The organism is Sporosarcina sp. Marseille-Q4943 (assembly GCF_943736995.1).
Lineage (GTDB): Bacteria > Bacillota > Bacilli > Bacillales_A > Planococcaceae > Sporosarcina.
The window spans coordinates 1,677,771-1,700,487 of record NZ_CALSFT010000002.1; the positions used below are offsets into that span (position 1 = coordinate 1,677,771).

A 22,717-nucleotide genomic window follows, 5' to 3' on the forward strand; every position below is an offset into this window, starting at 1 on the left:
AATATGGAGATGAAAAAGGATCACAAAAATAAAATAATAACATTTTTTAAGTTGTACCCTGATTTTGCAAAGCTACAAACAGGGTCTGTTCTCGTCAATTTTGCGTCGTGGAACTCCTTTGTCGCTTTATTATTTCTTCTTACTGATATCACAGATAATGGAATTCAACTAGGGATTCTATGGGCTCTTAGCGGATTAGCGCCATTACTTTTCGGATTGATTGCGGGTGTTTTAATTGACCGCTTCGATTATAAAAAAGGCCTTATATATATTGATATCTTACGAGCAGGATTGTCATTAGGGTTTATCTTCATACCGTTTTTAGATGGTTGGAGCGCTTGGACCACGTATTTTCTTTTGCGTTTTATTATTGGCTTATGTGGTTCATACTCATTTGCTGCAAGACAGTCAATCATTTCAAAAATAGTAGCTACAGAAGATTTAAATCGAGCAATTGCCATTAGTTTTACCATTTTAAATGTAATGCGTTTGCTTGGTTTAACTCTAGGCGGTGTGTTATTAGGTATTGGAGGCATGAACTTTGTTTGGGTTATTCAAAGTATTAGTTTTATAATAGCTGCTATTTTAGTTAGTCAAATGACTTTAAATACAACCCCAGTGCAGATTGCCAAAAAGAATTTCATTGAGGATTTCAAATACGGTTTTGTAGAATCCTTTAAAAATGGTTGGGTCAAATTAATATTTATTTTAGGACTGTCGGGTGGCTTAGTTGCAGGGACATTCCACTTAGTCTTGCAACAATTCGTAAAAAATATTTACCATACAGATTCTTTCAGTTTAAGTATAATGTTCCTCATTGAAGGAATTGTATCTGTTATTGTAGGTTATTGGATAGTCAAGGTGAATTTTCAATTTAAAAAGATATGGTTTTATGGATACATCTATATAGTGAATGCTTTAAGTTGGATTTTATTTGGTTTTAATAAAAGTTACTTGCTTGCCTTGCTGTTACTTGTAATTTTTTCAACTATGTTATCGCTCACTATACCTTTTGAGAGATGGGTAGTTCAAACGAAAGTGCCTGAGGAAATCAGGGGGAGAACCTTTAATTTATTGAATACTATCTCAACAGGGATGATCCAACTTAGTGGTTTAATTGCAGGTTTAATTATTGATAACTGGGGTTTAGAATACGTTCCAGTATTTACAGGTAGCTTCCATCTATTGATTGGTTTTTTTGTTATCTTTTTTATATTTGGCTTAAGTACAGCTACTCATGCAAAGGAGAGGATGATCTAAATGAATTTTGATGAAACATTAAAAAACTTATGTGTACATGAAGAATTACTAACATCAACAGAGAGAGAGCAATTAAGAATTGATGGGTATGTATTACTTGAAAATTTGTTGGATTCAAAAACGATTGAAACGATGAATCAAGTAATTGATCGTCTTTTTGAACAGGAAGGTAAAGAAGCTGGGAAAGAGTATATACAAGAAGAAGGAATAAAACGATTAGCTGCACTATATAATAAGGATGCTATTTTCGATCAAATCTTTACACACCCCAAAATCTTAGCAGCTACTTATAGTATTTTACAACAACCATTTTATTTAAATTTGTTAAACGTCCGTGATGTCTATAAAGGAAAAGGTGAGCAAATTTATCATTCAGATTGGGGTCCACGTAAGGATAACAATGTTGCGTACGCAGTTAATTCGATTTGGATGTTAGATAACTTTACAAATGAGAATGGTGCAACAAAACTAATCCCCGGTACTCATGTATTGGATACGCCTTCAGTTTATGAATTGTCTAAAATTACGAATCAGGAGGTTCAAATAACGGGGAAAGCAGGTTCAGTATTAATCTTTAATGCACATCTATGGCACGCTGGCACTCAAAATAAAACAGATCTAAGAAGACGTTGTATTCATAATTTTTACTGCGTAGCATCTAGCAAACGAAAAATTCATTTATCACCTTCCGTAAGGAAACAAAAAGATAAAGCAACACTCTCGATTTTGGGGGGGATTGTATGAAAAGGGATTGTATGAAAGGGACAATTGTTGTAACTGGGGCATCAAGGGGAATAGGGTTAGCGATTGCGGAAAAATTTGCAAAAGAGGGATACGACCTTGCTTTAATCGCTAGAAGTGAAAAAGAGCTTAAAGGTATTAAAAAACGTTTTGAAGAATTATATAAAGTAATTGTTTATACGTATACATGTGATATATCAGATTACAATATTATCAAAGAAATAATTAATGATTTAACTAAACGAATTACGAACATAACTGCTCTGATTAATAATGCAAGTGTAGGACATTTTGGACTTATGAGGAATCTGGACGTTAACCGTTGGGAAGAAACAATTAAAGTAAATTTATTAGGCACATATTATGTCACAAAAGAACTTTTACCATTTTTTATTCAGAAAAGATCTGGAGATATTATTAATATATCCTCTGGCGCTGGGGAAGAAGGCTACAGTTTTTGTAGTGCATATTCAGCATCAAAATTTGGTCTGTCAGGTTTTACAGAGTCATTAATGAAGGAAGTAAGAAGTATTGGTGTGAGAGTTAGTTTATTATCACTAGATACAGTTCAAACTGAAATGTCTCGTAAATCTGGCCTAAAAGTAAATAATTGGGACACTATAATGAAGGATGAGGATGTTGCGAATGTTGTTTACTTTATGAAAAACCTTCCTGACCATGTTTTTCTAAAAGAGACGTCTCTTTGGAATGTCAACCCAGACCGCATTTAATTATGCTAAATATATGTTAAAGAGTTCGCGTAATTAAATTCGTAGAACTCTTTTTTCTCTATGAAAGAGGTAAAACAAATGAGTAACGAATTTGCCAATGAAATTATTGACTACGCACTATTCCACAAAGCAAGTGGTGTAGAAGTATATATCGAAAATACAGAACGTGTTGTATCAACTTATGATACTGCAAGTGTAAGCACGGAACATCGCATTATTGAAGAAGGTGTTGGAATTCGTGTTTTTTTCTCTGATCACTATATTTACCTAGCTTTTAATGATTTTGATATCAATGAAATTTTTCGTGTCATAAAATCCATAGTTAAGGATCGTGTAAGATCAATTGAACAACAACACATCTATCAGTATTTTGCTCGAAATTACGATAGACCACATGATGCAGATAGGGTACCTCGTACTATACCCTTACTGGAGCAGGCGTCGCAATTATATTACAATCAATCTATAATACCAAGAGTTCGTTTAAGAACAATTCAAGAGTTTAAAGGTGTTGAAATTTTGAATGCGGATAATAACTTCAGGTCTAAAGAACATGCATATACACGGATCCATTCAACTATTTTTGATTCGCAGCAAAAACTAAGTCATAGTATGTCAGGTGTATCCAGTACCAATGTAGAGGTAGCAACAATACTCGATACAATAGAAAAAGCCATTCATTATCAAACGATTAATTCTGCAAAGAAAGTAACTCTACCTCCAGGGTCTTATCCAGCTGTAGTAGGCAGTGGGACAGGAGGCATTTTGCTTCATGAGATATGTGGACACCCTCTGGAACTACAGGCAGTAGTAAATGGACATTCTGTATTAAAAGATAAATTGAATATGAAAATAGCCCCAGAAACTATAACTATTGTAGATAATCCCTTATATAAAAAAGAGTGGGGGAGTAGTTTATATGATGATGAAGGAAACCCTACGTCAAATAATGTGTTGATACAAAATGGTGTTTTAAGAAACTATCTTTGTGATCGTTTCAACGGAAGTCTTAGCCAAATACTTGCAAACGGGGCAGCTAGAAGGGAATCATATCGATATCCTCCTACAGCAAGAATGTCAAATACCTACCTATTGCCTGGGGAACATGATTTTGATTTCCTGTTTGAAGGAATAGTGAAAGGCGTCTATATAAAAGAATTAACTGAAGGCGCAATTGATGTAGCTACAGGAAAGTATCAGGCAGGTATAAAAGAAGCCTTTCTAATCGAAAATGGCCGTATTAAGGACCCAATTACAAATCAAATAGTCATGGGAAACGCCTTAGAGACTCTAGAGAATCTAAATCTGGTTGGAAATGATCTTAAATTAAGCAAACAATTTTGTGGTGCAAAAAGTGGAAGAATACCGGTGAGTATTGGACAGCCGACTGTTCGATACAATTTTTTAACTATAAGGTGATATAATGCGAAAACTAATGGACCTTACTATGGAACTCTATCAAATTGCAGAGTCTTATAAGCTGGATAATTTTTTTATTTTTGGTCGCTCGATTGACCGTACGAGCGCGGGGCTCCGTGAGGGGGTAACAAAATTCATTCATATTCATGAAAATATTCAAATTAGTTTTTGTGGAAATTTACAGAATAGCAGGATTTCATTTCAATTAAATAGTCCGAATGCAAAGACATTCCGTTCTTTATTAGAGAAACAGTTACTTGAGTCTGAAAATATTGATGAGATTCGCCCATCAGAATCTGAGCTAGAAGAGAAAATATATACAGATCACTTTGATGCCTCCATTGAACAAATAACGTTAGAGCAATTGCTAAATTGGTTGTACAGATTATCTGAATATACCAAAGGGGTTCAATTCGACTTTAGTCAAATGTTGATTGAAAAGCAGGTTGAAACAAGGACATTCATCCATTCAAAAGATAGTATACTTAACACGGAAAAAAAGAACATGATCTTTTTTCTTCTTAATTTGCATGTTCGCGTTCAAAATGAGGTATTACATGTGCCTATTTTTGAAATTGTAAATATGTATAACGACTTTGAGACAAAGCTTCAAACATTGATTCGACGAATTAATTCTTATAACTTTTTAATTAACAATGAATATCCCGATAGTCTTCCAACTGAGATAAATGTAATTTTTCAAGGACAACTGGTAAGTAAAATAATTAAAAAAGCATATCCAGCACTGGTTAAAAAAATCATCAAAGAAGATATTAAAATAAGTAGTTCACTAGATATTATAAATAACCCTCATCTGAATTATGGAAATACAGGTCGGTATTTTACAGACGATGGTGAGGTTACTAAAGTCTTTCCAGTTATTATTAAAGGTGTAGTATCAAATGAAGCTAGAGTATCTTGCATGAATGAACTGCAAAATGTTGAAATAATCCCCAATAATAATAGTGAATCGTTTGATGATGATAATAGTTTAATATTATTGGACCAAGCAGCTGTTCTAAAGATAACTAAATCCTTTGATTTCTTTATTGTATGCCATGGATTATTAAAAAGTAATGGAAGGTATGTACAGGTATATCCTTCTTTACGTATAGAAGGGAATATTGTTTCACTATTGCAACACATTGACAAAGTAGGGGATGAAATTTTTTATAGTTTCCCAGATCAATTTACAGTTGGGTCTCCATGTTTGAAAATTAAAAAGGATTTCTTTACATTAACTGAGAGAGGGGTAAGGATTCTATGAAATCATTAATTAATTTTTACATAAAAGGGATGACCGAACCGTTAAAATATGACGGTTCTCTAAAAGACATTTCAAAAATATTATTACATCATCAGATTGCATATCCATTCGAAACGGTTACGCGAAACTTAGAAGTAAAACAGTTAATGGATCAAGACTTTGAAGAACATTTTTATAAATTTGTAAAAACACGCTACAGTGGAACTTGTTTTTCTCATCACTATATTCTTAAGAATGTATTATCATATCTAGGTTACGATGTTAAATATATTTTTTTGGAGCCTAATCATTGTGGAGTAGTATTAAATTGGAATGATCAGCGTTTTTATCTCGATGTTGCCTATTGGTCCCCCCTTTTTAAACCTCAGCCTTTAAATAAAAGTTGGAAAGTTAAATTTCCGAATATTGAGGTGGAGTGGAGAAAGGTGGACTCTAACTTTCACCTAGTACGCAATGAAAGTTTAGTGAAAATTTGGGACGGTAAGTATTTAACTGATGATGCTTTTTATAGTAAAAGTATAGATATTTTAAATGAACATAGTTATTTCAAAGAGCATATTTTAATTAATCGTTGGCTTAACCAAGATTGTTTTATTTTATTACAAGAGACTAGATTAGACATTTATAATCGTTATAAAAAGCATCAAGTATATCAGATTTCGGAAAAAAAATTTCAGGAATATAGAGAAAAGTTTTTTCGATTGGGTCAATGAGTAAGTAAAAATGAACTAGAAAACAATTTGGTAGCGAAGATCATTATAGTCGGATGCATACTGTTGCTGTGTGAGTGGATCTCGCCGTTATAAATATCCATAATAGGACTGAGGTAAAGTTTATAGCCTTCCGCGCACTAAATTCCCTAATGTCAGTCGTCAGCCTTTGATGGGCAATATTCGTGTAGAAACGGTAGTTAAGACGATTCTTTCCCACGGTAATCGACCGTTCCTTTGTAGGAGCTATAGCGGCGTGATGTCAGCATGAACTTCTTTCCCTATAAACCAAGTTTCGTCATAAGGCTCTGAACGTTATTGTAGTTCACTCGGATGCATATATTCCTTAGACTCAGTCGGACCAGACGGTAGCCATAGTTGCATCAAACTTCTCGACGGTGGATCGAATCATCTCTATCAGCTCCTGATTAGGGTTATCTGCCTTGAATTACTTGTTTTACCAACATGTTATAAATGAGCATGGATTAATAAACGGAAGCTTGGATTGGAAAATCAATTCTGCTTCCTTTTTCATTTTAAAAGAAGAGATGAAGGGATGGATTATCAATGACGAATAACTTTTCAAAGCTAGAGCAAATCAAAAACACGTTGAACGCAAAGTTCTTCGAAAGAGAAAATGAAGTGGAGGCAATATTGATCGACAAATTGTCTCGGCAGCACATGTTGATGATTGGCCCTGCCGGTACCGAAAGATCTGCATTATCAGTAGAATGCGCAAAGATTGTGCAAGGAACGTAAACTTCTAATGGCTACTGACCAGGTTCAGTACACCCGAAGAAGTATTCGGTCCGTTATCACTAAAGGACCTAGGACTGCGCGTGTACAAGCGTAATACAGCCAGGAAAATGCCAGAGGCGAATCTCGTTTTCCTAGATGAAATCTTCAAAGCTAACAGTGCTATTCTGAACAGTCTGTTGACCCTAATGAAAGGCTCTTCTACAATAATGGTTCGCCCGTCAAGGTTCCGTTAATGTCCGTCATAGGTGCCTCGAATGAGTATCCGGAAGAGGGGGAAGGACTGGAAGCTCTATTCGACAGATTCCTATTGTGATTTGAAATTGACTATATTGCGGATGACACGAATTTTATTTCCATGATGAAGGGTGATGGACAACATCAGCATATGCCGTCCATGACAATGGAAGAATTGGTGCAACTACAGTTCTTCACTGACATGGTAGCTATTCCTGATGAAATTTAAGATACCCTGTCCAAAATCCGCATGGAATTAAGGGATGAAGGTATTCGTCCTTCGGATAGGCGTTTCAAGCGGTCGTTAAGTGTCTTACAAGCGAAGGCATTGATCAATCAGCGACAAGTTGTAAAGATTGATGATATTGTAATCCTTGAAAATGCACTTTGGGAGACAGTCGATCAGAAAGATACAGTATCCCTGATTGTCCGTAGTCATGCCCAAGATGTAGTGACGAGGGCTATTGAATTCATTCAAAATGAAGCGGAGGAAGTGTTTAATTTCATGATGAAAGATAATTATTCATGCTGGAATGGAAACCACTCAGAAACTGAAAGCTTTGGTAGCTGATTTGAATAAACTCTCAAAACATAATCAGAGCCGAGAAACTGACATCGAGCCAGTGATGAACCAAATAAAATCCATGCAGCAGGAGATATTGGATAGCATCCTAGAGCTGATGGATTTTTGAATAACTCCTGATTGGAAGTCTATCAAGATTTTAGATGTCGAGGGTAATCCTTCGGCATCTTTTAAATAGCTGAAGGGAAGTGTTCAATGTGACTGACGCATTCGATAAAAGACGTTTCAATGAGATTTATATTATGTCCAAAGGAATACAGAAGGTAAGGGATGAAGGGGAGTTGCCGACATTCGAAACTCTACTGGCTGACATATGGGCCTCCTTATATAAGATGAATCCGGAAATCACCGAAGAGGAGGTTGCTGGCGATCTCAAAGTCAATAAAGCATTGATGGAGAGAATCATGGCGGATGAATCATTCGAAAACTATCGTAACTTTACCCGATTAGATGATTTATCGTCAGCCATTGGCACCGTGAAATTTTGAGAGAAGACGAATCAATGGATAGCTGACCAAAAGATGCAGGATAGCGAACTTCGAAAACAGTTGCATGAAATCCAAGCGATGCAAAGGCAACTTGAAAAACAGGAACAGCAGGAAGGGGTCGGAAATGGAAATGAGCAGCTGCAAGCCGATCTTTCACAGGCAATAGCTGGATTAGTGATTACGGCCACCCGATTTTACCACTCGTGACATCTTTTTTACCACTCAACGCCAAAGAATTTACCACAGAGTGTCAAGTTGTTTACCAATGAATTAAAAACCCCTACAGAATTACTGAATTGTAGGGGCTTGGCTTCGATCATTTATTTATTTTTGTACTCAAAGTACTCTATGATTATTTTTCTGCTGCCTTCCTATATATCCTGATCAGAATAGCTGTAAGGAAAAGGTTCTTCTCCATAGACCTCCAAGAGTTTCATCTTCAGCTCTTCCGGGAAGGGGTACCAACTTTTGTAACCAGACCAGTAATAGTTCTCCTCCATTTTTCGAAGGCTCTTTTTTGTTAGGACAACCATATCAACCTTCCACGCCTAACCCATGGCGTTCTCGCATTGAAACATCTCCATCTATGAGAATCTGATAGGAGTCATGGATAATACGCTCTAAAATTGCCTCCGCAATCGTTTCATTCCCCAATTTTAAATGCCATCCGCTAGGGTCAATCTGTGAACAGAAGATAGTTGAAGCTGCCTTATGGCGAGCTTCAGTGATTTCAAGTAGAATTGAGGCCTCATCTGTCGTTAATTCGGTCAGTAACCATTCATCTAAGATAAGAAGATCGACATTCGTATATTTCTTAATTAATTTGCGATAGCTCCCATCCGCTGCTAATTTGGCAAGTGACAATTCATCAAGTAACTCCGGTAGACGAATGTATTTAACTGTGTGAAATTGACGGCAGGCAGATATGCCGAATGCACTGGCCAAATAAGACTTCCCGGACCCGGTGGGTCCCTTCAATATGATATTATGGCTGTCGAGAATATAGGCGCCGCTGGCGAGCTTTAAGATTAAGTCTTTATCCAGTTTTCGATCCTCGTGGTATTCTATGTCTTCAATACTAGCACTAGGGTTTAAAAAGGTTGCTGTTTTGATCAAGCGTTGAAGCTTATTGCTTTTACGTCGAGAATGTTCCAGATCGACTAGAATTGAAAAACGGTCTTCAAAACTCATCTTCTGGAAGTCTTTATTTCTTGCCTGTTCCTGGTAGGCTTCTGCCATTCCGCTTAACTTCATTTCGTGTAATTTGGATAGCGTCTGTTCGTTCATCATTTATCTTTACCCCCGTAATATGAAGCTCCACGTGTGAAGCCATAGTTATTCTTGCTGATTTCTGTCTTACGTTTCAATTCCTGCTCGGCATCATTCTTTTTATTGTTCTTGAGGATAGTTTGAATACTTTTGACCGTAGGTCTATTTGTCATGGAAGCGATCATCTTACACGCACGTTCTATTTCATATTTCGTATAGCTACGCTCCGATTTTTTCAATGAGAATATGGATTGTAATCCTTGTTTTTCATTGGTCGATGCATCCAAGATATATCGAACCACTTTCAAGGTGGACGTTCCTATGTTTTCAGCCCACTCAATTGCAGCTTCTGGAGTTTGATCAACGTATAGCTTATGATTATCTGGCATATGGTCGCGAACGGTGGATAACTGACCGTACTTCCCATATAATCGTTTATGAGTAGCGACCCGCATATGATTAAAATAAATCTCAATGAGGCTGTCTGAAAGCCTAACTTCAACATCGCGGTTTATATATTCATATGGAACGGAATAAAACATGCTTTCGACGGATATGTGATAGTCAGGGCGTACCTTAGCCGTTTTCCATACAGATATTTTATATGGCGTGGATGGGAGAGGAGAAAGCGCAAATTTCTCCTCTTCCTCAAATGCCGACAGACGAGACCCTTTTTTGCGGGTAAAGGGGCGTCGATTGAATTCCTCCAACTTCCTCCATACTTCTTCGTTTAACTCATCGATACTAAAGCAGTGCGTATTTCGTAAAGCTGCAATAATCCATGTGGAGATGGCACCAACGGCTCCCTCAACACTAGACTTGTCCTTAGGAGATCGAACCCGGGCAGGCATCACCACAGTATTATAATGGTCTGCCATTTCTCTGTAGGTTGAATTCAAGACCAATTCCTTTGATGTATGTTTAGTCACACTCGCTTTCAGATTGTCCGGCACTATTATCTGCGTAGAGCCTCCAAAATACGCATACGCATTGTTATGGGCGGTTATCCATGAATGCAGATCCATTGATAAGGTTGCCTCTGCGTAAGAGAGTTGGCTACAAGGCAATGTCGCCACGAAAACATATGCTTTTACCTTCTCCCCAGTATCCCTGTCAATGATAAAGGCTGTGGATCCAGCCCAATCGACTTCCATGATTTCTCCCGGTTTTCTGCGAATGCGCAACGTAGCTTTGTACTTATCTGCATATCTACTATAGTGACGCAAAAAACTACGATAAGAGTATGGGATCTTATTTTTCAATCGGCATTCCGCTTCATACTCATGGTGAAGGAGTGAAAGCGTCACATTAGGTTTGGCTAACTCTTCATGGATATAGTCGAAATTTAATGGTTGTCGTCCAGAAGCCTCCAACGTCTTCTCGGGAAAGAGGAATTCCTCAATCCAACGATCCGTCATTTCTTCCTCCAGCGGACAGACCAATCCTTTCTTTTCTGCAATCGCCAGTATCTCTGTCACCTTTTGACGAGAATTGCCCGTGCTTGCGGCAATGCCTCTAAGACTAATTCCCTCATCGTGTAGCTCCAGTATCTTTCGATAATGAATCATAAAAAAATACCTCCGTATAAACAATGTCACACCTGTTGGTGTGCCCATTAATTATACAAAGGTATGTAGTGGTAAACGCGTGACGTTTGCTGGTACATTTGTTGTCATCCGGTGGTAAAAAAGATGGCAGAGGTGGTACATTCCGTTGGCCGTAATCAGATTAGACGGTCAGATACAGCAAACACTCAAAAATAATAGCCACAGCTTCTCTGAGCAAATGTGGCAAGCTGCACAAGAAACCAGACAAGTGAAAGCCAACCTTATGACTTTGGTAGGTGGCGTTGTTTCAGGGAGCGGTGAAGCTGAATTGAAGAAGGTGCCCCTTCGTGACCAAATATCATTGGCTGAAAAAATTGCTTCTGACAAACGATTTTTGGAAATCGCTGAATGGGCTGGGCGTTTCAAACAGATAGCAATCAAAAAACAGAAGTCGAAACACACTACAGGCACCGAGAGAAAAGGTGTGATAACAGGAGATGTTATTGAAAGGTTATTGCCGATGGAACTGGGAATGTACAGACATCCTGCAACCAAAACTGACTTCTTGCGGCGGTTTGCTGAGAAACAAACAATGATGTATGAACGAAGTGGGAAAGATACAATTGGCAAAGGGCCAATCGTTCTCTGCCTTGATCAATCTGGAAGCATGCGTAAACTTGATTCCCAATCTAAAGGATTTGCGCTTGCACTTATATCCATTACGAAGAAACAGAAAAGGGATTTTTGCCTGATCTTGTTTTCAACTCGTACAATCGTTAAAGTCTATGAAAAGGGAAAGATAAATAGTGATGCGATGATTGACTTAGCCCAGAATTTTTTAAGTGGTGGCACTAATTTCAATCTGCCGTTAACCAAAGCAGTTTTAATCATCGAAGATAGTAAATTTAAAAAAGCAGACCTTATCTTTATCACTGACGGGGAGGATAGTCTAAAGGAATCGTTTATTAATTCATTTATTCAGAAGAAGAATGAAGCGGAATTTAATGTACTATCTCTTGTTTTGGGGAGCAACACCGATACAGTTCGGAGGTTTTCAGATGAAATGATTTTACTAACAGATCTAAATGACGAGGTAAGTTTTAAAGCGTTCACTTTGTAGTAAAATTTGAATTCAAATGAGAAGCTGATTCCTTATGGGGTCGGCTTTTTCTGTTTCAAATGATAGGTATTATTGAGTTGCCCAGTGATGCAACGCCCTCTATATTGGAATGGGATTTGACGGTTATCCAAGAAGAGTTGAGTAATGCATATTAGGGTAGGAGCGAGACGCTTATCCAACTTTGAAGGATGGTTTGATAGTTGAAACCAAGGCGTTATTAGAGCAATTGGGATACATTACAAGACTTTGCATCTTGAAGATTCATTAGGTTCTAAACGAATTAGTGTAATAGATATCCTAGCCGTACATTGATTATATTAAAAATCCTTCATTTATAATGTTGATTTATAAGAGCAAAATGCATTTACTATTACATACCTTTGGAATTATCAACTATTAAAACCATAGGTCTTAGAATCATAAGTGCTATACTTGTTATACAAATTGTAATCATGTCTGAATAGTTAGTGTTCCACAAACGACCACTTAATTGAATTAGGGGAGGGGGAGAGCAATGGAGGATTATGATTGGCTAGTGTTGCAGGTTCTTTTCGAACATAAAAACATCACGAAAACGGCTCAGGAATTATTTGTTTCTCAACCATCTATTACAAAGCGACTGCATCGAATCGAAATAGAATTCGGAGTGACTATTGCACGTAGAGGAAGAAGGGGGGTTCATTTTACACCTCAGGGGGAATTTCTTGCAAAATCAGCAAATGATATTCTCTCTAGTATTCAGAATATTAGAGACGGGTTGAAGAGTATGGGCAATCAAACTACTGAGACCTTAAGAATAGGTTTATCCAATTATTCTACGAAATACAAGCTTCCACATATTTTAAAAAAATTTAAAGTGGAAAATCCAAATGTAGAATATCAGGTTATTACTGGCTCAACCCAGGAAATTTATAATTTAGTTTATAATCGAGAAGTACATATTGCATTTGTTCGGGGAAATTATAACTGGCCAGGTCAAAGGCATTTATTATTTGAGGAGCCTATATGTATAGCATCTATAGGGGATATTAACGTGGAAAATCTTCCGGATCTGTCACGAATAGATTATCAAAAGGAAAACAACTTTAAAGCGGTATTGGACAGCTGGTGGACAGAAAACTATTCTAAACCACCTCTTATTGGGATGAAAGTGGACAATGTAGATACTTGTAGGGAAATGCTTATCAATGGTTTGGGATATGCGATAGTCCCAAAACTAATATTAGCTAACGATAAAAATTTGAAAAAAATAAACATTAAGGATAAAGAAGGAAAGACTATTTTAAGAGAAACATGGATGTTTTATTACAATGAGACGCTCGAAAAGAATATAGTTCAAGCATTTGTTAATTTTATCAAAGGATTGGACTTATGATCAAAAATGTAACCTGAATTTTTTGGTTTTATCCGGTATTCGCTAATCCTATTGAGTATTTACTGTGTTGTTTATCCGATGATTTATGATACAGATCATTCAGGATATCGTAAGGTTCTTGCTAAAATACTCTTGTTAAAAATGCAATGTCTAAGAACGATACAAACCACCCGTGAGCTTGTAATGTGACCCCTAAAAATTAGAAACGGTTATTTTATTAGGCAACGGTTTGGGTATGAGTACCATTTGACTCATACCTTTTAATTTTGTCTTAATCCGTCTGTTATTATAGTACTCAATATATCTCTGTAGTTCGTCCACCTTCAAATAGAAGAATTCTGACTTCATAATCCCAAAGAAGTTTTTCATTACGGAATTATCGTAACAGTTCCAGCTGTTTACTATGCTTCGACTGATCCTTCAGTGGGAGGTTGTTTCGTTAGTTTATTCGTCTCTTTTTTCACAGATGGACGCCTTTTTTCTTTGACTGAAGGGAGTCTATTTCGTATGCTACCACCTGTCTATTCCAAGTCCTTACTGTAGAGGGGCTGGAAATATTGAAAGTAGCAGCCGTTTCGACGCCGGATGTTCATGTTCAGTTATGGAGTTTAGTACATCCAGTTTAAATTGTTGCGTGTAAGTTGTATAGGAATTAACGAAAGTATTCACGCAATTGTACTAGACACCCATTCATGCACCATAGCCTTGGTTACTTCAAGGGATTATCTAATTTATATGAGCTTTCTCTCCTAGTTAAGTAAACCGTATCTCCAATTGTTAAATGGTGTTTAACAATTGGGGGCAGTTCAATGTGCAGGGGATTTAGGTATTCCCAAAAGTTATTGTTATCTATACTTAATAGATATTAGTTTATATCTAAAACTTGTCATATAATTAACTTAATGTTATGAATTGCCATAACAATTTATCGCGCCATGAAATTGAGCCTAGGGAAATCTGCCTGTCTCAATGCTTACATGAGGTTAGACGCTACCGTGGCGATGAAGGGTGTGTTGCAGGCACTGTACACGTATAGCCATTCATTAAATGATATTCATTTCAATGTTCTTGGGAATAAAATCATCTAGTTTGGTTGTAGATTTGATTTTGGTTGATTTAAATACCAACGTTGTTCCAGAAGAAGACGAGGAGGTGGTGAAAGCTGAAATTCGCCAATTGGTAGCGCTGATCAATGATTACTAAAAAATTAAGGTGGATTTAAATCAGATTTTGTTGGCGAAAATTTTAACCTGACATCTGGATAATCGTTGCTCATTCGAAGTTTAGGAAGTAATACCAATTCATTGTTCTATCTAGAGATAAATAATGAAAAAAACTGATTTGAAAAAAGATTGCTATGTCTGTTGTTGATTTGTTGTTAGCTGTGTTTCTTTTGCTTTCTAGATGTTAAGGTTCTTCTACCGGTGTCGACGTGGTCATAGTCGTAATACTAATCTGGAGATGGACAAGGATGAAAGCTATATATAATAAATAAAGGAGTTGTAACGAATAATGTCATCCATAAATTTCGAAAAGTTATTGAAAGGCTTTGAGCCTAATTTTACATTTGAACCACCGAAGGCAATACCACCGGAGGAATATCACGGGAGGATTGAGCGTATGCGTCAAGCAGCAGCAGACCAGGGTCACGATGTTCTTATTATACATGCAGGCGGCGCAGGTTTTTTTTCAACGACAAACACGTTTTTAAGATATGCGTGTGATTGGGCTCGCGAGGGGGTGTTGATCATTCCTACGGATAGCAGTAAAGGCCTTCACTTGGTCTCCTTCTTTACCCAAGCGGTACTTATTCCACCGCCTGGTGAACCGGTGGGTATTGAAAAGCTTTGGCAGGTTGGAGCGCTCGGTCAGGAGTTTTCGGGGCGTACGGGTACGTCTGAAGTTCAACTGGTAGAAGCCATCTCTGAGATTTTGGAAGATTTAGTCTATCATTCAGCGAGCATAGGTGTGATTGGAGATCGTTCGTCCACTGAGTGTTGGGAGGGGCTTCGAACAAAGCTGCCTAAGTTAAGAATTGTGGATGAGACTCAAATCATTACCGATATGCAGAAAATCCGGTCGAAAAACGAACAGGATCAGATTCGAGCTTCTGCCCAGCTGATGGACATCGGATTCCAAGCCGCATGTCACGTGACTATGCCTGGCGTTACGGATTTTGAGATTTATGCGGCTGTCACGTTTGCACAGATGGCTCGAGGTGGAGAAAGCGGGGATGGCTATCAAATAGGGATTAATAGATTTGGTACCCACTGTGGAAAGCCGTACGGGCATAAGGTGGTTTCTGGTGATCTTATTAACTTATATATGTCTGCTTTGCCATACCACGGGTACACGGCTCAGACTGCTCGGATGATTGCCGTAGGCGAAATTACTACGAAGCAAGAGGAAACTCTCGAGGTGTGTGCAGAGGCTGTGCGTCGAGCAGAGGCACTCATTCGTCCTGGTGTACGCTTTTGTGACCTTCATAAGGCCGCATTTTCGGTATACTTGGAGCACGGATACCTTGAAGACGATACGACGGCCACGATGCCCTATAATTGGGCTCCTCATGATGATTTATCTGCTAGAATAATTCCAATACAGCATATTCAGAATAGGGATTATGAACGTGACGGACGGAAGCTTAAACACGTTTATCCAGCTGTAACTGGTCCCCATAATCCCAATATGGGCCATTCCGTGGGCATGCCTGGTAATCCTAAGTTCAACATTACGTCCCACAACACAGATATTGCGGAACCTGGAATGGTTTTTGTATTACATGCTCAATGGCTTGATCCGATGGTGTCGGGAGGCAACATAGGAAATTGCTATCTTGTCACAGACGATGGATTCGAGAACCTCAGTTGTCATACCCCACTTGATTCGATTCGGATTAAAGCCTAAGGTACTGATATTTGGACAAGGACGCCATTATCTCGGTTAATTAGCGAGATTGTAACCAGATTGACGTTCTCGCAGGTGACAAAGAGGTCACATATTTCTTTAACTGTTGCAATGCTGTTTATGAACAGATGAAGAATGCTTCTTCTATTGTAATAATTGTATGGACACAAGGAACTTTTGTCGAAATTAATTTCTGAATATTGCCTATTGGTTGTTAACGAAGGATAATCACACATAGTTAAAAAGTGACACCGTGTGTGGCAGGTTTAGAGAAAAACATTCATACGAAAGCCTCGAGATGCAGATTTATGAAGAAGTCGCATTATGTAGGGAAGCATTAGCCCCCTACGATCCATTACCGGAAAATAACTCGAATTTTATTGTAAAGGGTGGTTTGGTTATGATAGAAGAAGCATTTAATACTTTAATGGTATTCGGCTTGCTGTTGATTGCGGGCGTCACCATCCGCGAGTTTGTACCCTTTTTTCAGAAGCTTATGATTCCATCTAGTGTAATTGCTGGATTTTTAGGACTAATCCTAGGTCAACAAGTGCTAGGCTGGATCACCATTCCCGAATCCTTTGGAGTTATTCCTATTTTTGGCATGTTTATTCTAATGACCTGTGTACCTATGGGTATTACTGTTACAGGCAAAAAGGTTGTCCAACATATGGACTTTGCCCTTGGCAACATGACCGTGTATGGATTCCAACTGGTATTCGGTATTATAATCGGAGCTTTACTCATCAATTTTTGGCCGAATCTTCCTGAAGGTTGGGGCTTAATGGCTGTTGCAGCATTCTTCGGTGCTCATGGAAACGTTCCTATTGTTTCTAGTGTCATCGATCCTACTGGAGAACTAGGTGCGCAGAGTATCGGGATGGTGATGGCTACATTAGGTGTACTGATAGCCATAATTCCGGGTATCATTGCGGCGAACTACGGTATTCGTCGGGGATGGGGTACTTTTACTAAAAATGTTGAGAAGAAAGATAAGAGCTTCTTTCGGGGCACTCTCCCAGAAAAGGATCGCGAAGCTATAGGTAGACTGACTGTCAACCCGAGCAACGTGACGACCCTCGCTTTCCAACTTGGCATTCTTGCTGTCAGTTTTAAATTTGGTGAGCAAATTTTCAAAGGTCTCGCTATGGTGATCCCATTCTTTGGTAATATTTCTCCTATGCTTTACGGTATTGTCGGCTCACTTATTTTGTGGCCTGTCATGCAAAAGGTGAAGCTTGGGGGATATGTTGATAAGCGGACCGTCAATGAAATAAGTAACTTCTCCCTAGAAGTGATTATTCTAACAGCCTGTGCTTCCATTCAGTTAAGCATTATTAGTGAATTCTTCGCCCCTCTGTTAGTGTTAACTATTATTATGTGTTCAATGACTTTCCTGTTCACCTATTTCTGGTACAAGAAAATTAACAATCCGGAATGGTTTGAAAAATCTTTGATGAACTACGGTATGGCAACTGGTTCCAACCCTCAAGGCTTTGCTTTAGTTCGTATCGTTGATCCTAACAACAAATCTAGCATTTACGAAGCTCTGGGTGTCTATAATGCCGTCTTTTTCTGGAATTTCCTCCTCCTACCTTTGGCGGCGTCTTTGATACTCTCAAATACGATTCCTATATATATCATTGGCCTCACTCTTATGATTGTTCCACCGGTTTTAGCATTTATTCTCTTCTTCAGGAAGAAAAAGGCTGAAGGCAAGGCCGAAATAAGTGCTTAGTAGTGCTTTGATAAAGCGAATCTGGATACAACCTATCTGTATCATGTCAAGTCATTCCGATAAAGAATAACCGGTAAATGGAAGGAGTATTACTTCATAGACTTTCTACCAGTAATTTTAATTAAGATTGTTCATCCCCAAGATATTCATAAGCAGGTTTTTCTAATCAAAGATCAAGACCGAATGAAAAATCGCATTTTGCAAGCTAAATCCAACATGAGGTACTTAACAGGGGACAGTTAAAAGAAAATAAAGTTTATTAAACAATCGGGCGCGATTGTAGAAGATCAGAAGCTTAATCCCTCGCTAATACATGGAGGGGTTAGGCTTTTTTTATACTTCAGAACCATGGTCTATGTCAGTGATAAGCGCTGCATACGGGAAACATCAATACAATTATTAAAAAAGTAAGGGTAAAGGTTGTACATACTTGATGCGAAGATCTCTGCGTTTTAGCGGTGTATAGGAAATGAAAAAGAAAAAGGGTTAATATATACCTATATCGGCAAATGTGAAATAAGCATTATTATTTCACAATTGTTTTCCCAGATGGTCTTACGATTTGAATTTATACCAGAATGAAATTGTCGAAAGGGGACACATTCATGAAAAAGTTAAAGACTGTAGATCAAGCAAAGAGAAGAATTGAGGCATTGCAAGAGTTTATTGATTTGGCCGAATAAAACCTAGCCAAAAACAATCGAAGAGCAAATTATCAAATATTGTGCGTGCGTAGGAAGCACTGAGAAGGTCACGAATAAATTAAATGAATTAGGTTACACGAAAAAGGGGCAACGATTCTTAGTAGAACATTTCAGAAATAATAAAGAGCAAACCGATCAATGAATTACATATATTTATTTGATCGCTATTTCTTAAAAAAACAAGAAATACTTGGCGAAAAGTAAAGTCTCTATACAATTGGTGAAAATAACGGGTTATTTCAATAACAATCTAAAAGGCTGCATCGTATTAGATGATTTTTGCTACTCTAGGTTTGTTCATATAAAATAGAAGTAATACAAAAGCTCTTATGGGGTGTTTACATTGGCTGAGATAATTCCTTTCAAGACAAAGCAACAGTTGGAAACAGAGAAGGCGAGAAAAGCTATCAGTGATTGGGAAGTTTATTTAAAATGGGAAGAGGCTAACTGGCATAATATAATAAATAAAGATGAAGACAAGGTCGATTTATCAAAGGAAGAGGTCGCCTGGCTAAATGACTGGTTGCAGAGGAACGATGAGTAGTTGATACGATTTAGATATTAAATACGCAGAGAAATTCTGAATGATTTATTTTAACGCAACACAAATACAACACAAGATATTTAAAAATGCCGTAACAGCAACGTATTTTGGCAGATATACACGTCTGCCTGGGTCGTAGCTATATGCGGTCTAAACCGCATTATATCAAGCCTTCTAGCGAAGTTTTTAGAGCGGTCAAATTGCGAATTACAGACGCCTTCTAACTACTTTCGTTAGGAGGTTTATTTGTGTTGAAGAACCGAGAAAAGGTTTAGTGGTAGATACGGATTTAACCGGATAAGCCCACGTTAGCCAGCCCGACCGGGACACCGTTCTTAAGCGGTAGGAGGTTAATCTGACAAATAAGTAATACCACAATAAGGGGGGGTGCGGACATTCGTAAGGTGCCTACGCCAGTGCAGATACAAAGCAATATTCGCAGTAAGGTCACTGACTACACCCAAAAACCCGAATGGGTAGACTACTCAGGTGTCCATGACGGCAGGGCAATTGTGTTTGATACCAAGGAAACATCAAACCGGACGAACTTCCCGCTCAATAACATTTCAGAGCATCAATACGAATTACTCTAGTAATGGCACAACAAAGGCGCACACGCATTCCTGCTTGTCTATTTCACTAAATTGGGTGAAATATACCTCTTAGCATTCAAAATACTTAAGACGTATTGGGAGGATGCTAAAAAGGGCGGAAGGAAGTCGATACCCCATCAAACGTTTGTAATGGAGTGCGATCGTGTTAAAAGTGATAAGGGGTATGTTCTGCATTATCTCTAGCATGTGGGGTAATGAAGTGGGGCTAGTGGAAGTCATGAGTAATTATAAACAATACAGTGCGATAACGAGGCGTTTGTTTATTATTACTTTTCGCCAAGCTTAATCCAATTCCTGATGGAAAAGGACAAGCTTTCTTACTTGTTAGTGAAGCTGGAGAAAGTAATTACCTTTTTGTAAAAAAACGTTCAACAAGCAGATAGATTAAATCGCAAATTGTGTTACAAAGCTCCTCATTCATTTTATCACCTCCTATGAGCGACGCGATTAGTGTATCTACTTTGAAATTTAATATTCAGTGGACAAAAACTGATAAGGAGTTGAATGGCTTATGGAGCTAACAAAAGAACAGTTTGAGACAATTCGAAAGACATTGTTTCAACAACAAGACAAACTTTGCAAAGAGGGAGAGCCAACGTTTCACGAAGCGTTAGGGTTCGAATATGGAATGATGTTTATGGCTAAGGCCATACATTTAGATTGGAAAGAAATTAGCAAACGTTAGTCATCAGTACGACCATAATGCGCAGCAAGGAGGGCACCATGAACAAACCAATCCAGGAAATTGCAAAAATAGCTCACAAACTGCCGATCGAGGCAATTCAGGACATTAACCAAAGAATCGGTGACTGGATCGCATCCGGCGGGAAAGAGGACGATTCGTATATTCATCAGCAACTGAGATATGCGAAGAGATTTGTGAAGGGTGAAGAGACACGGCAAGCGCTGTTAAGCATGAGGCGTTTCGATTGTTATTCGACGAAGTAGAAGTGAAGTGGAAATGGACAGAAAGTGAGCTTATCAAGTTCCGGAAGATGTGGAAAGACGGTGCAAGCATTCAGCAAATCGGAAAGGAATTAAAAATCAATAAACGGTCGATCGGTCTGTTGGTGATTGATCAAGCGGAGCAGGGCGAGATTAAACCGCGGCCTGGTGGATGTTTGGGAAATAAAAAAAAACAGGATCTCTCCCTTCTCTTACTTAAAGTAATGATGAAATCCTACATCCATTGGGACAAACCAAATATAGATACCGAGTAAGGCTACTAGCCCTGCAAAAAATTTAAAGAGTTCTTGAGAGAGCAATCTTGAAAAAATGAGGGCATATAAAAACATTACGGCAGTCAAGGTTACAATTAAAACGATTAGCGGGCCAACAATCGGTATCCAATCAACTTCTACTTCATCAAACATATTTTTGAATCTCCATTTCAATCATTTATGAAAAAAGACCAGGAGTGTCCCTCCTGATCCAGCCAACTACATTATAGCATGGAGGGACCTTCTATGAAACTACCGGAATTACAAATAGACTGTGAAGGAATGCTGATTATTGATATAATGGAACTACCTATTAGCTGTGTTGTGGTAATTTCGGAGGGCAAGGCAAAGGTGAGTATAAGTTTGTGACGTATCAGGGGAAGGTTAAGCGGATGCGTAGGGAAGAGGGGGAGGAGTTTTGAAATATTTCCATCAGGCATTTTTATATGTGGTGGAATTAGTTATAGCTGTTACTCTGTTGTTTTGCATCGGTAATATTGTAGCGCAAAATCAAATATTTTCATGGATCGATAACATAGTTAGTTATGATTTCTTGGAAAAAGCGCTGTTGTTATACAGCATTTACCAAATAGCTATATTTGTGTTCTTATCTATTTATGATTCAGCGAGAAAAGATGCAACCCTTAACAAGATTAAGATAATTAAATTAGGCATCGTTAGAAGTGAATTTAACAGACCATTTGAAGAATTGCATGTGTTCCACAATGAATACACAAACAATAATTCGATTTTAATAGATAGAAGTGACAAATCTGATGTAGAAGAAATATATAGTATGTATCAACGCTTTATCGAAGGAGTTATAGATAAAGGACAATATGACTTCTATTTGAAAAACAAATTAATATTACTCGAAGATAAATATGAATATTTTGATTTGTCTTGGAGATTGTCATTGATTTTAAGAAAATACAAATAATAAATCCCCTGTCCGATCATGGGAAGAAGGGGGAGAGTTTTTGGAAAAGTCAGTTAAAATATATGATACAAATGAAGTCTATAAATTAACAGATCTAATAATTCTTTTTATCGGTATATCTATTATATTACTGGGTCTGTTGAGTCTCTATGTTTCTATACCCGATGAGTATATTGCAGGGGCTACAATTGGTGATATGTTTTTTGTTTTAGCGGATATAGTTGTCCTGAATGATGTCATAAAAACTAGAGATTTGGTATTCCACGTTCTTTCCTTATTTATTGGAGTCATATCTTTTTTAGGATTGCCAGTCTTTCTAATTGTTTTTCCTGCCGTAAAGGAAGTTCCTTAGAAATCTCAAGTTTCGCTACTTTTTTAGCACTTGGTTGTGTTCCTATGGCATTAAGTTTTAAAGCGGTTTTAAAAATAGACAAGAAACAAAAGAGATTAGAAAAGGAAGTTAAAGACTTGAAAGAGGAAATGGAAAAACTTGAAAATGATTGATTCGTTCAGTAATTTGTAAAAAACGTTATAAATTTGTCCCCTT

General features: G+C 37.8%; 22 protein-coding genes and 3 pseudogenes. 22 read left to right on the forward strand and 3 right to left on the reverse strand.

Annotated elements, in window-relative coordinates; all coding sequences use genetic code 11:
• Window positions 1–3 precede the first annotated feature (3 nt).
• The 11 genes and pseudogenes from NIT04_RS08260 to NIT04_RS08310 all read left to right on the forward strand — a co-directional run bounded on the left by NIT04_RS08260 (window position 4) and on the right by NIT04_RS08310 (window position 8,399).
• Entirely contained in the window at window positions 4–1,260 is a 1,257-nt protein-coding gene (locus NIT04_RS08260; protein WP_252503067.1) for an MFS transporter, read from the forward strand.
• Complete coding sequence (locus tag NIT04_RS08265) at window positions 1,261–2,004, forward strand: phytanoyl-CoA dioxygenase family protein (RefSeq protein ID WP_252503068.1); 744 nt, start codon at window positions 1,261–1,263, stop codon at window positions 2,002–2,004. It abuts the gene before it with no gap.
• Window positions 2,001–2,732 carry an SDR family NAD(P)-dependent oxidoreductase gene (locus NIT04_RS08270; protein WP_252503069.1) on the forward strand — a complete coding sequence of 244 codons (732 nt, stop codon included), beginning with the start codon at window positions 2,001–2,003 and terminating at the stop codon, window positions 2,730–2,732. The genes NIT04_RS08265 and NIT04_RS08270 overlap by 4 nt, the downstream gene beginning before the upstream one ends.
• Window positions 2,733–2,810: 78 nt before the next feature.
• Window positions 2,811–4,151, forward strand: a complete 1,341-nt coding sequence (locus tag NIT04_RS08275; protein ID WP_252503070.1) for a TldD/PmbA family protein — start codon at window positions 2,811–2,813, stop codon at window positions 4,149–4,151.
• Window positions 4,152–4,155: 4 nt separating this feature from the next.
• The gene (locus tag NIT04_RS08280; RefSeq protein ID WP_252503071.1) at window positions 4,156–5,418 is read left to right on the forward strand and encodes a hypothetical protein; all 1,263 of its coding nucleotides are present in this window, start codon (window positions 4,156–4,158) and stop codon (window positions 5,416–5,418) included.
• Window positions 5,415–6,131 (forward strand): arylamine N-acetyltransferase, encoded by a 717-nt coding sequence (locus tag NIT04_RS08285; protein WP_252503072.1) that lies wholly within the window; start codon window positions 5,415–5,417, stop codon window positions 6,129–6,131. The genes NIT04_RS08280 and NIT04_RS08285 overlap by 4 nt, the downstream gene beginning before the upstream one ends.
• A gap of 564 nt (window positions 6,132–6,695) precedes the next feature.
• Entirely contained in the window at window positions 6,696–6,887 is a 192-nt protein-coding gene (locus NIT04_RS08290) for a hypothetical protein (protein ID WP_252503073.1), read from the forward strand.
• A gap of 14 nt (window positions 6,888–6,901) precedes the next feature.
• Window positions 6,902–7,200, forward strand: a pseudogene (locus tag NIT04_RS08295) (AAA family ATPase).
• Window positions 7,201–7,371: 171 nt separating this feature from the next.
• The gene (locus NIT04_RS08300) at window positions 7,372–7,692 is read left to right on the forward strand and encodes a hypothetical protein (protein ID WP_252503074.1); all 321 of its coding nucleotides are present in this window, start codon (window positions 7,372–7,374) and stop codon (window positions 7,690–7,692) included.
• 209 nt (window positions 7,693–7,901) lie between these two features.
• Window positions 7,902–8,192 (forward strand): hypothetical protein, encoded by a 291-nt coding sequence (locus NIT04_RS08305; protein WP_252503075.1) that lies wholly within the window; start codon window positions 7,902–7,904, stop codon window positions 8,190–8,192.
• Window positions 8,193–8,225: 33 nt separating this feature from the next.
• Complete coding sequence (locus NIT04_RS08310) at window positions 8,226–8,399, forward strand: hypothetical protein (RefSeq protein ID WP_252503076.1); 174 nt, start codon at window positions 8,226–8,228, stop codon at window positions 8,397–8,399.
• Window positions 8,400–8,726: 327 nt separating this feature from the next.
• Here the strand turns inward: NIT04_RS08310 and istB are convergent, their stop codons facing one another.
• Together istB and istA are read right to left on the reverse strand one after the other, a co-directional pair.
• Window positions 8,727–9,482, reverse strand: coding sequence for an IS21-like element helper ATPase IstB (istB, locus tag NIT04_RS08315; RefSeq protein WP_252503077.1), 756 nt, complete (start codon window positions 9,480–9,482; stop codon window positions 8,727–8,729).
• Window positions 9,479–11,029, reverse strand: coding sequence for an IS21 family transposase (gene istA / locus NIT04_RS08320; RefSeq protein WP_252503078.1), 1,551 nt, complete (start codon window positions 11,027–11,029; stop codon window positions 9,479–9,481). Before istA ends, istB begins: the two co-directional genes overlap by 4 nt.
• A gap of 145 nt (window positions 11,030–11,174) precedes the next feature.
• Between istA and NIT04_RS08325 the strand changes: the two genes are divergently transcribed.
• Window positions 11,175–12,128, forward strand: coding sequence for a VWA domain-containing protein (locus tag NIT04_RS08325; RefSeq protein ID WP_252503079.1), 954 nt, complete (start codon window positions 11,175–11,177; stop codon window positions 12,126–12,128).
• Between the two features lie 514 nt (window positions 12,129–12,642).
• A complete protein-coding gene (locus tag NIT04_RS08330; protein WP_252503080.1) occupies window positions 12,643–13,503 on the forward strand; it encodes a LysR family transcriptional regulator in 861 nt (286 codons plus the stop codon).
• A gap of 192 nt (window positions 13,504–13,695) precedes the next feature.
• Here NIT04_RS08330 and NIT04_RS08335 read toward each other — a convergent pair.
• Window positions 13,696–13,920: pseudogene (locus NIT04_RS08335) on the reverse strand (IS3 family transposase); the annotation flags it as partial.
• Window positions 13,921–15,123: 1,203 nt separating this feature from the next.
• Here NIT04_RS08335 and NIT04_RS08345 point away from each other — a divergent pair.
• The 9 genes and pseudogenes from NIT04_RS08345 (at window position 15,124) to NIT04_RS08385 (ending at window position 22,522) form a co-directional block, all read left to right on the forward strand.
• Complete coding sequence (locus NIT04_RS08345) at window positions 15,124–16,410, forward strand: Xaa-Pro peptidase family protein (protein WP_252503081.1); 1,287 nt, start codon at window positions 15,124–15,126, stop codon at window positions 16,408–16,410.
• A gap of 298 nt (window positions 16,411–16,708) precedes the next feature.
• Window positions 16,709–18,148: a sodium/glutamate symporter gene (locus NIT04_RS08350; RefSeq protein ID WP_252503082.1), complete on the forward strand. Its 1,440-nt coding sequence runs from the start codon at window positions 16,709–16,711 to the stop codon at window positions 18,146–18,148.
• Window positions 18,149–19,195: 1,047 nt separating this feature from the next.
• Window positions 19,196–19,396, forward strand: a complete 201-nt coding sequence (locus tag NIT04_RS08355; protein ID WP_252503083.1) for a hypothetical protein — start codon at window positions 19,196–19,198, stop codon at window positions 19,394–19,396.
• 395 nt (window positions 19,397–19,791) lie between these two features.
• Window positions 19,792–20,193, forward strand: a pseudogene (locus NIT04_RS19140) (Holliday junction resolvase RecU).
• Window positions 20,194–20,521: 328 nt separating this feature from the next.
• On the forward strand, window positions 20,522–20,695 hold the full coding sequence (locus NIT04_RS08360) for a hypothetical protein (protein ID WP_252503084.1): 174 nt from the start codon (window positions 20,522–20,524) through the stop codon (window positions 20,693–20,695).
• 38 nt (window positions 20,696–20,733) lie between these two features.
• The gene (locus NIT04_RS08365; RefSeq protein ID WP_252503227.1) at window positions 20,734–20,958 is read left to right on the forward strand and encodes a DUF6877 family protein; all 225 of its coding nucleotides are present in this window, start codon (window positions 20,734–20,736) and stop codon (window positions 20,956–20,958) included.
• The gene (locus NIT04_RS08370) at window positions 20,940–21,230 is read left to right on the forward strand and encodes a hypothetical protein (protein WP_252503085.1); all 291 of its coding nucleotides are present in this window, start codon (window positions 20,940–20,942) and stop codon (window positions 21,228–21,230) included. Before NIT04_RS08365 ends, NIT04_RS08370 begins: the two co-directional genes overlap by 19 nt.
• A gap of 418 nt (window positions 21,231–21,648) precedes the next feature.
• On the forward strand, window positions 21,649–22,170 hold the full coding sequence (locus tag NIT04_RS08380; protein ID WP_252503086.1) for a hypothetical protein: 522 nt from the start codon (window positions 21,649–21,651) through the stop codon (window positions 22,168–22,170).
• A gap of 40 nt (window positions 22,171–22,210) precedes the next feature.
• Window positions 22,211–22,522, forward strand: coding sequence for a hypothetical protein (locus NIT04_RS08385; RefSeq protein ID WP_252503087.1), 312 nt, complete (start codon window positions 22,211–22,213; stop codon window positions 22,520–22,522).
• Window positions 22,523–22,717: the final 195 nt, after the last annotated feature.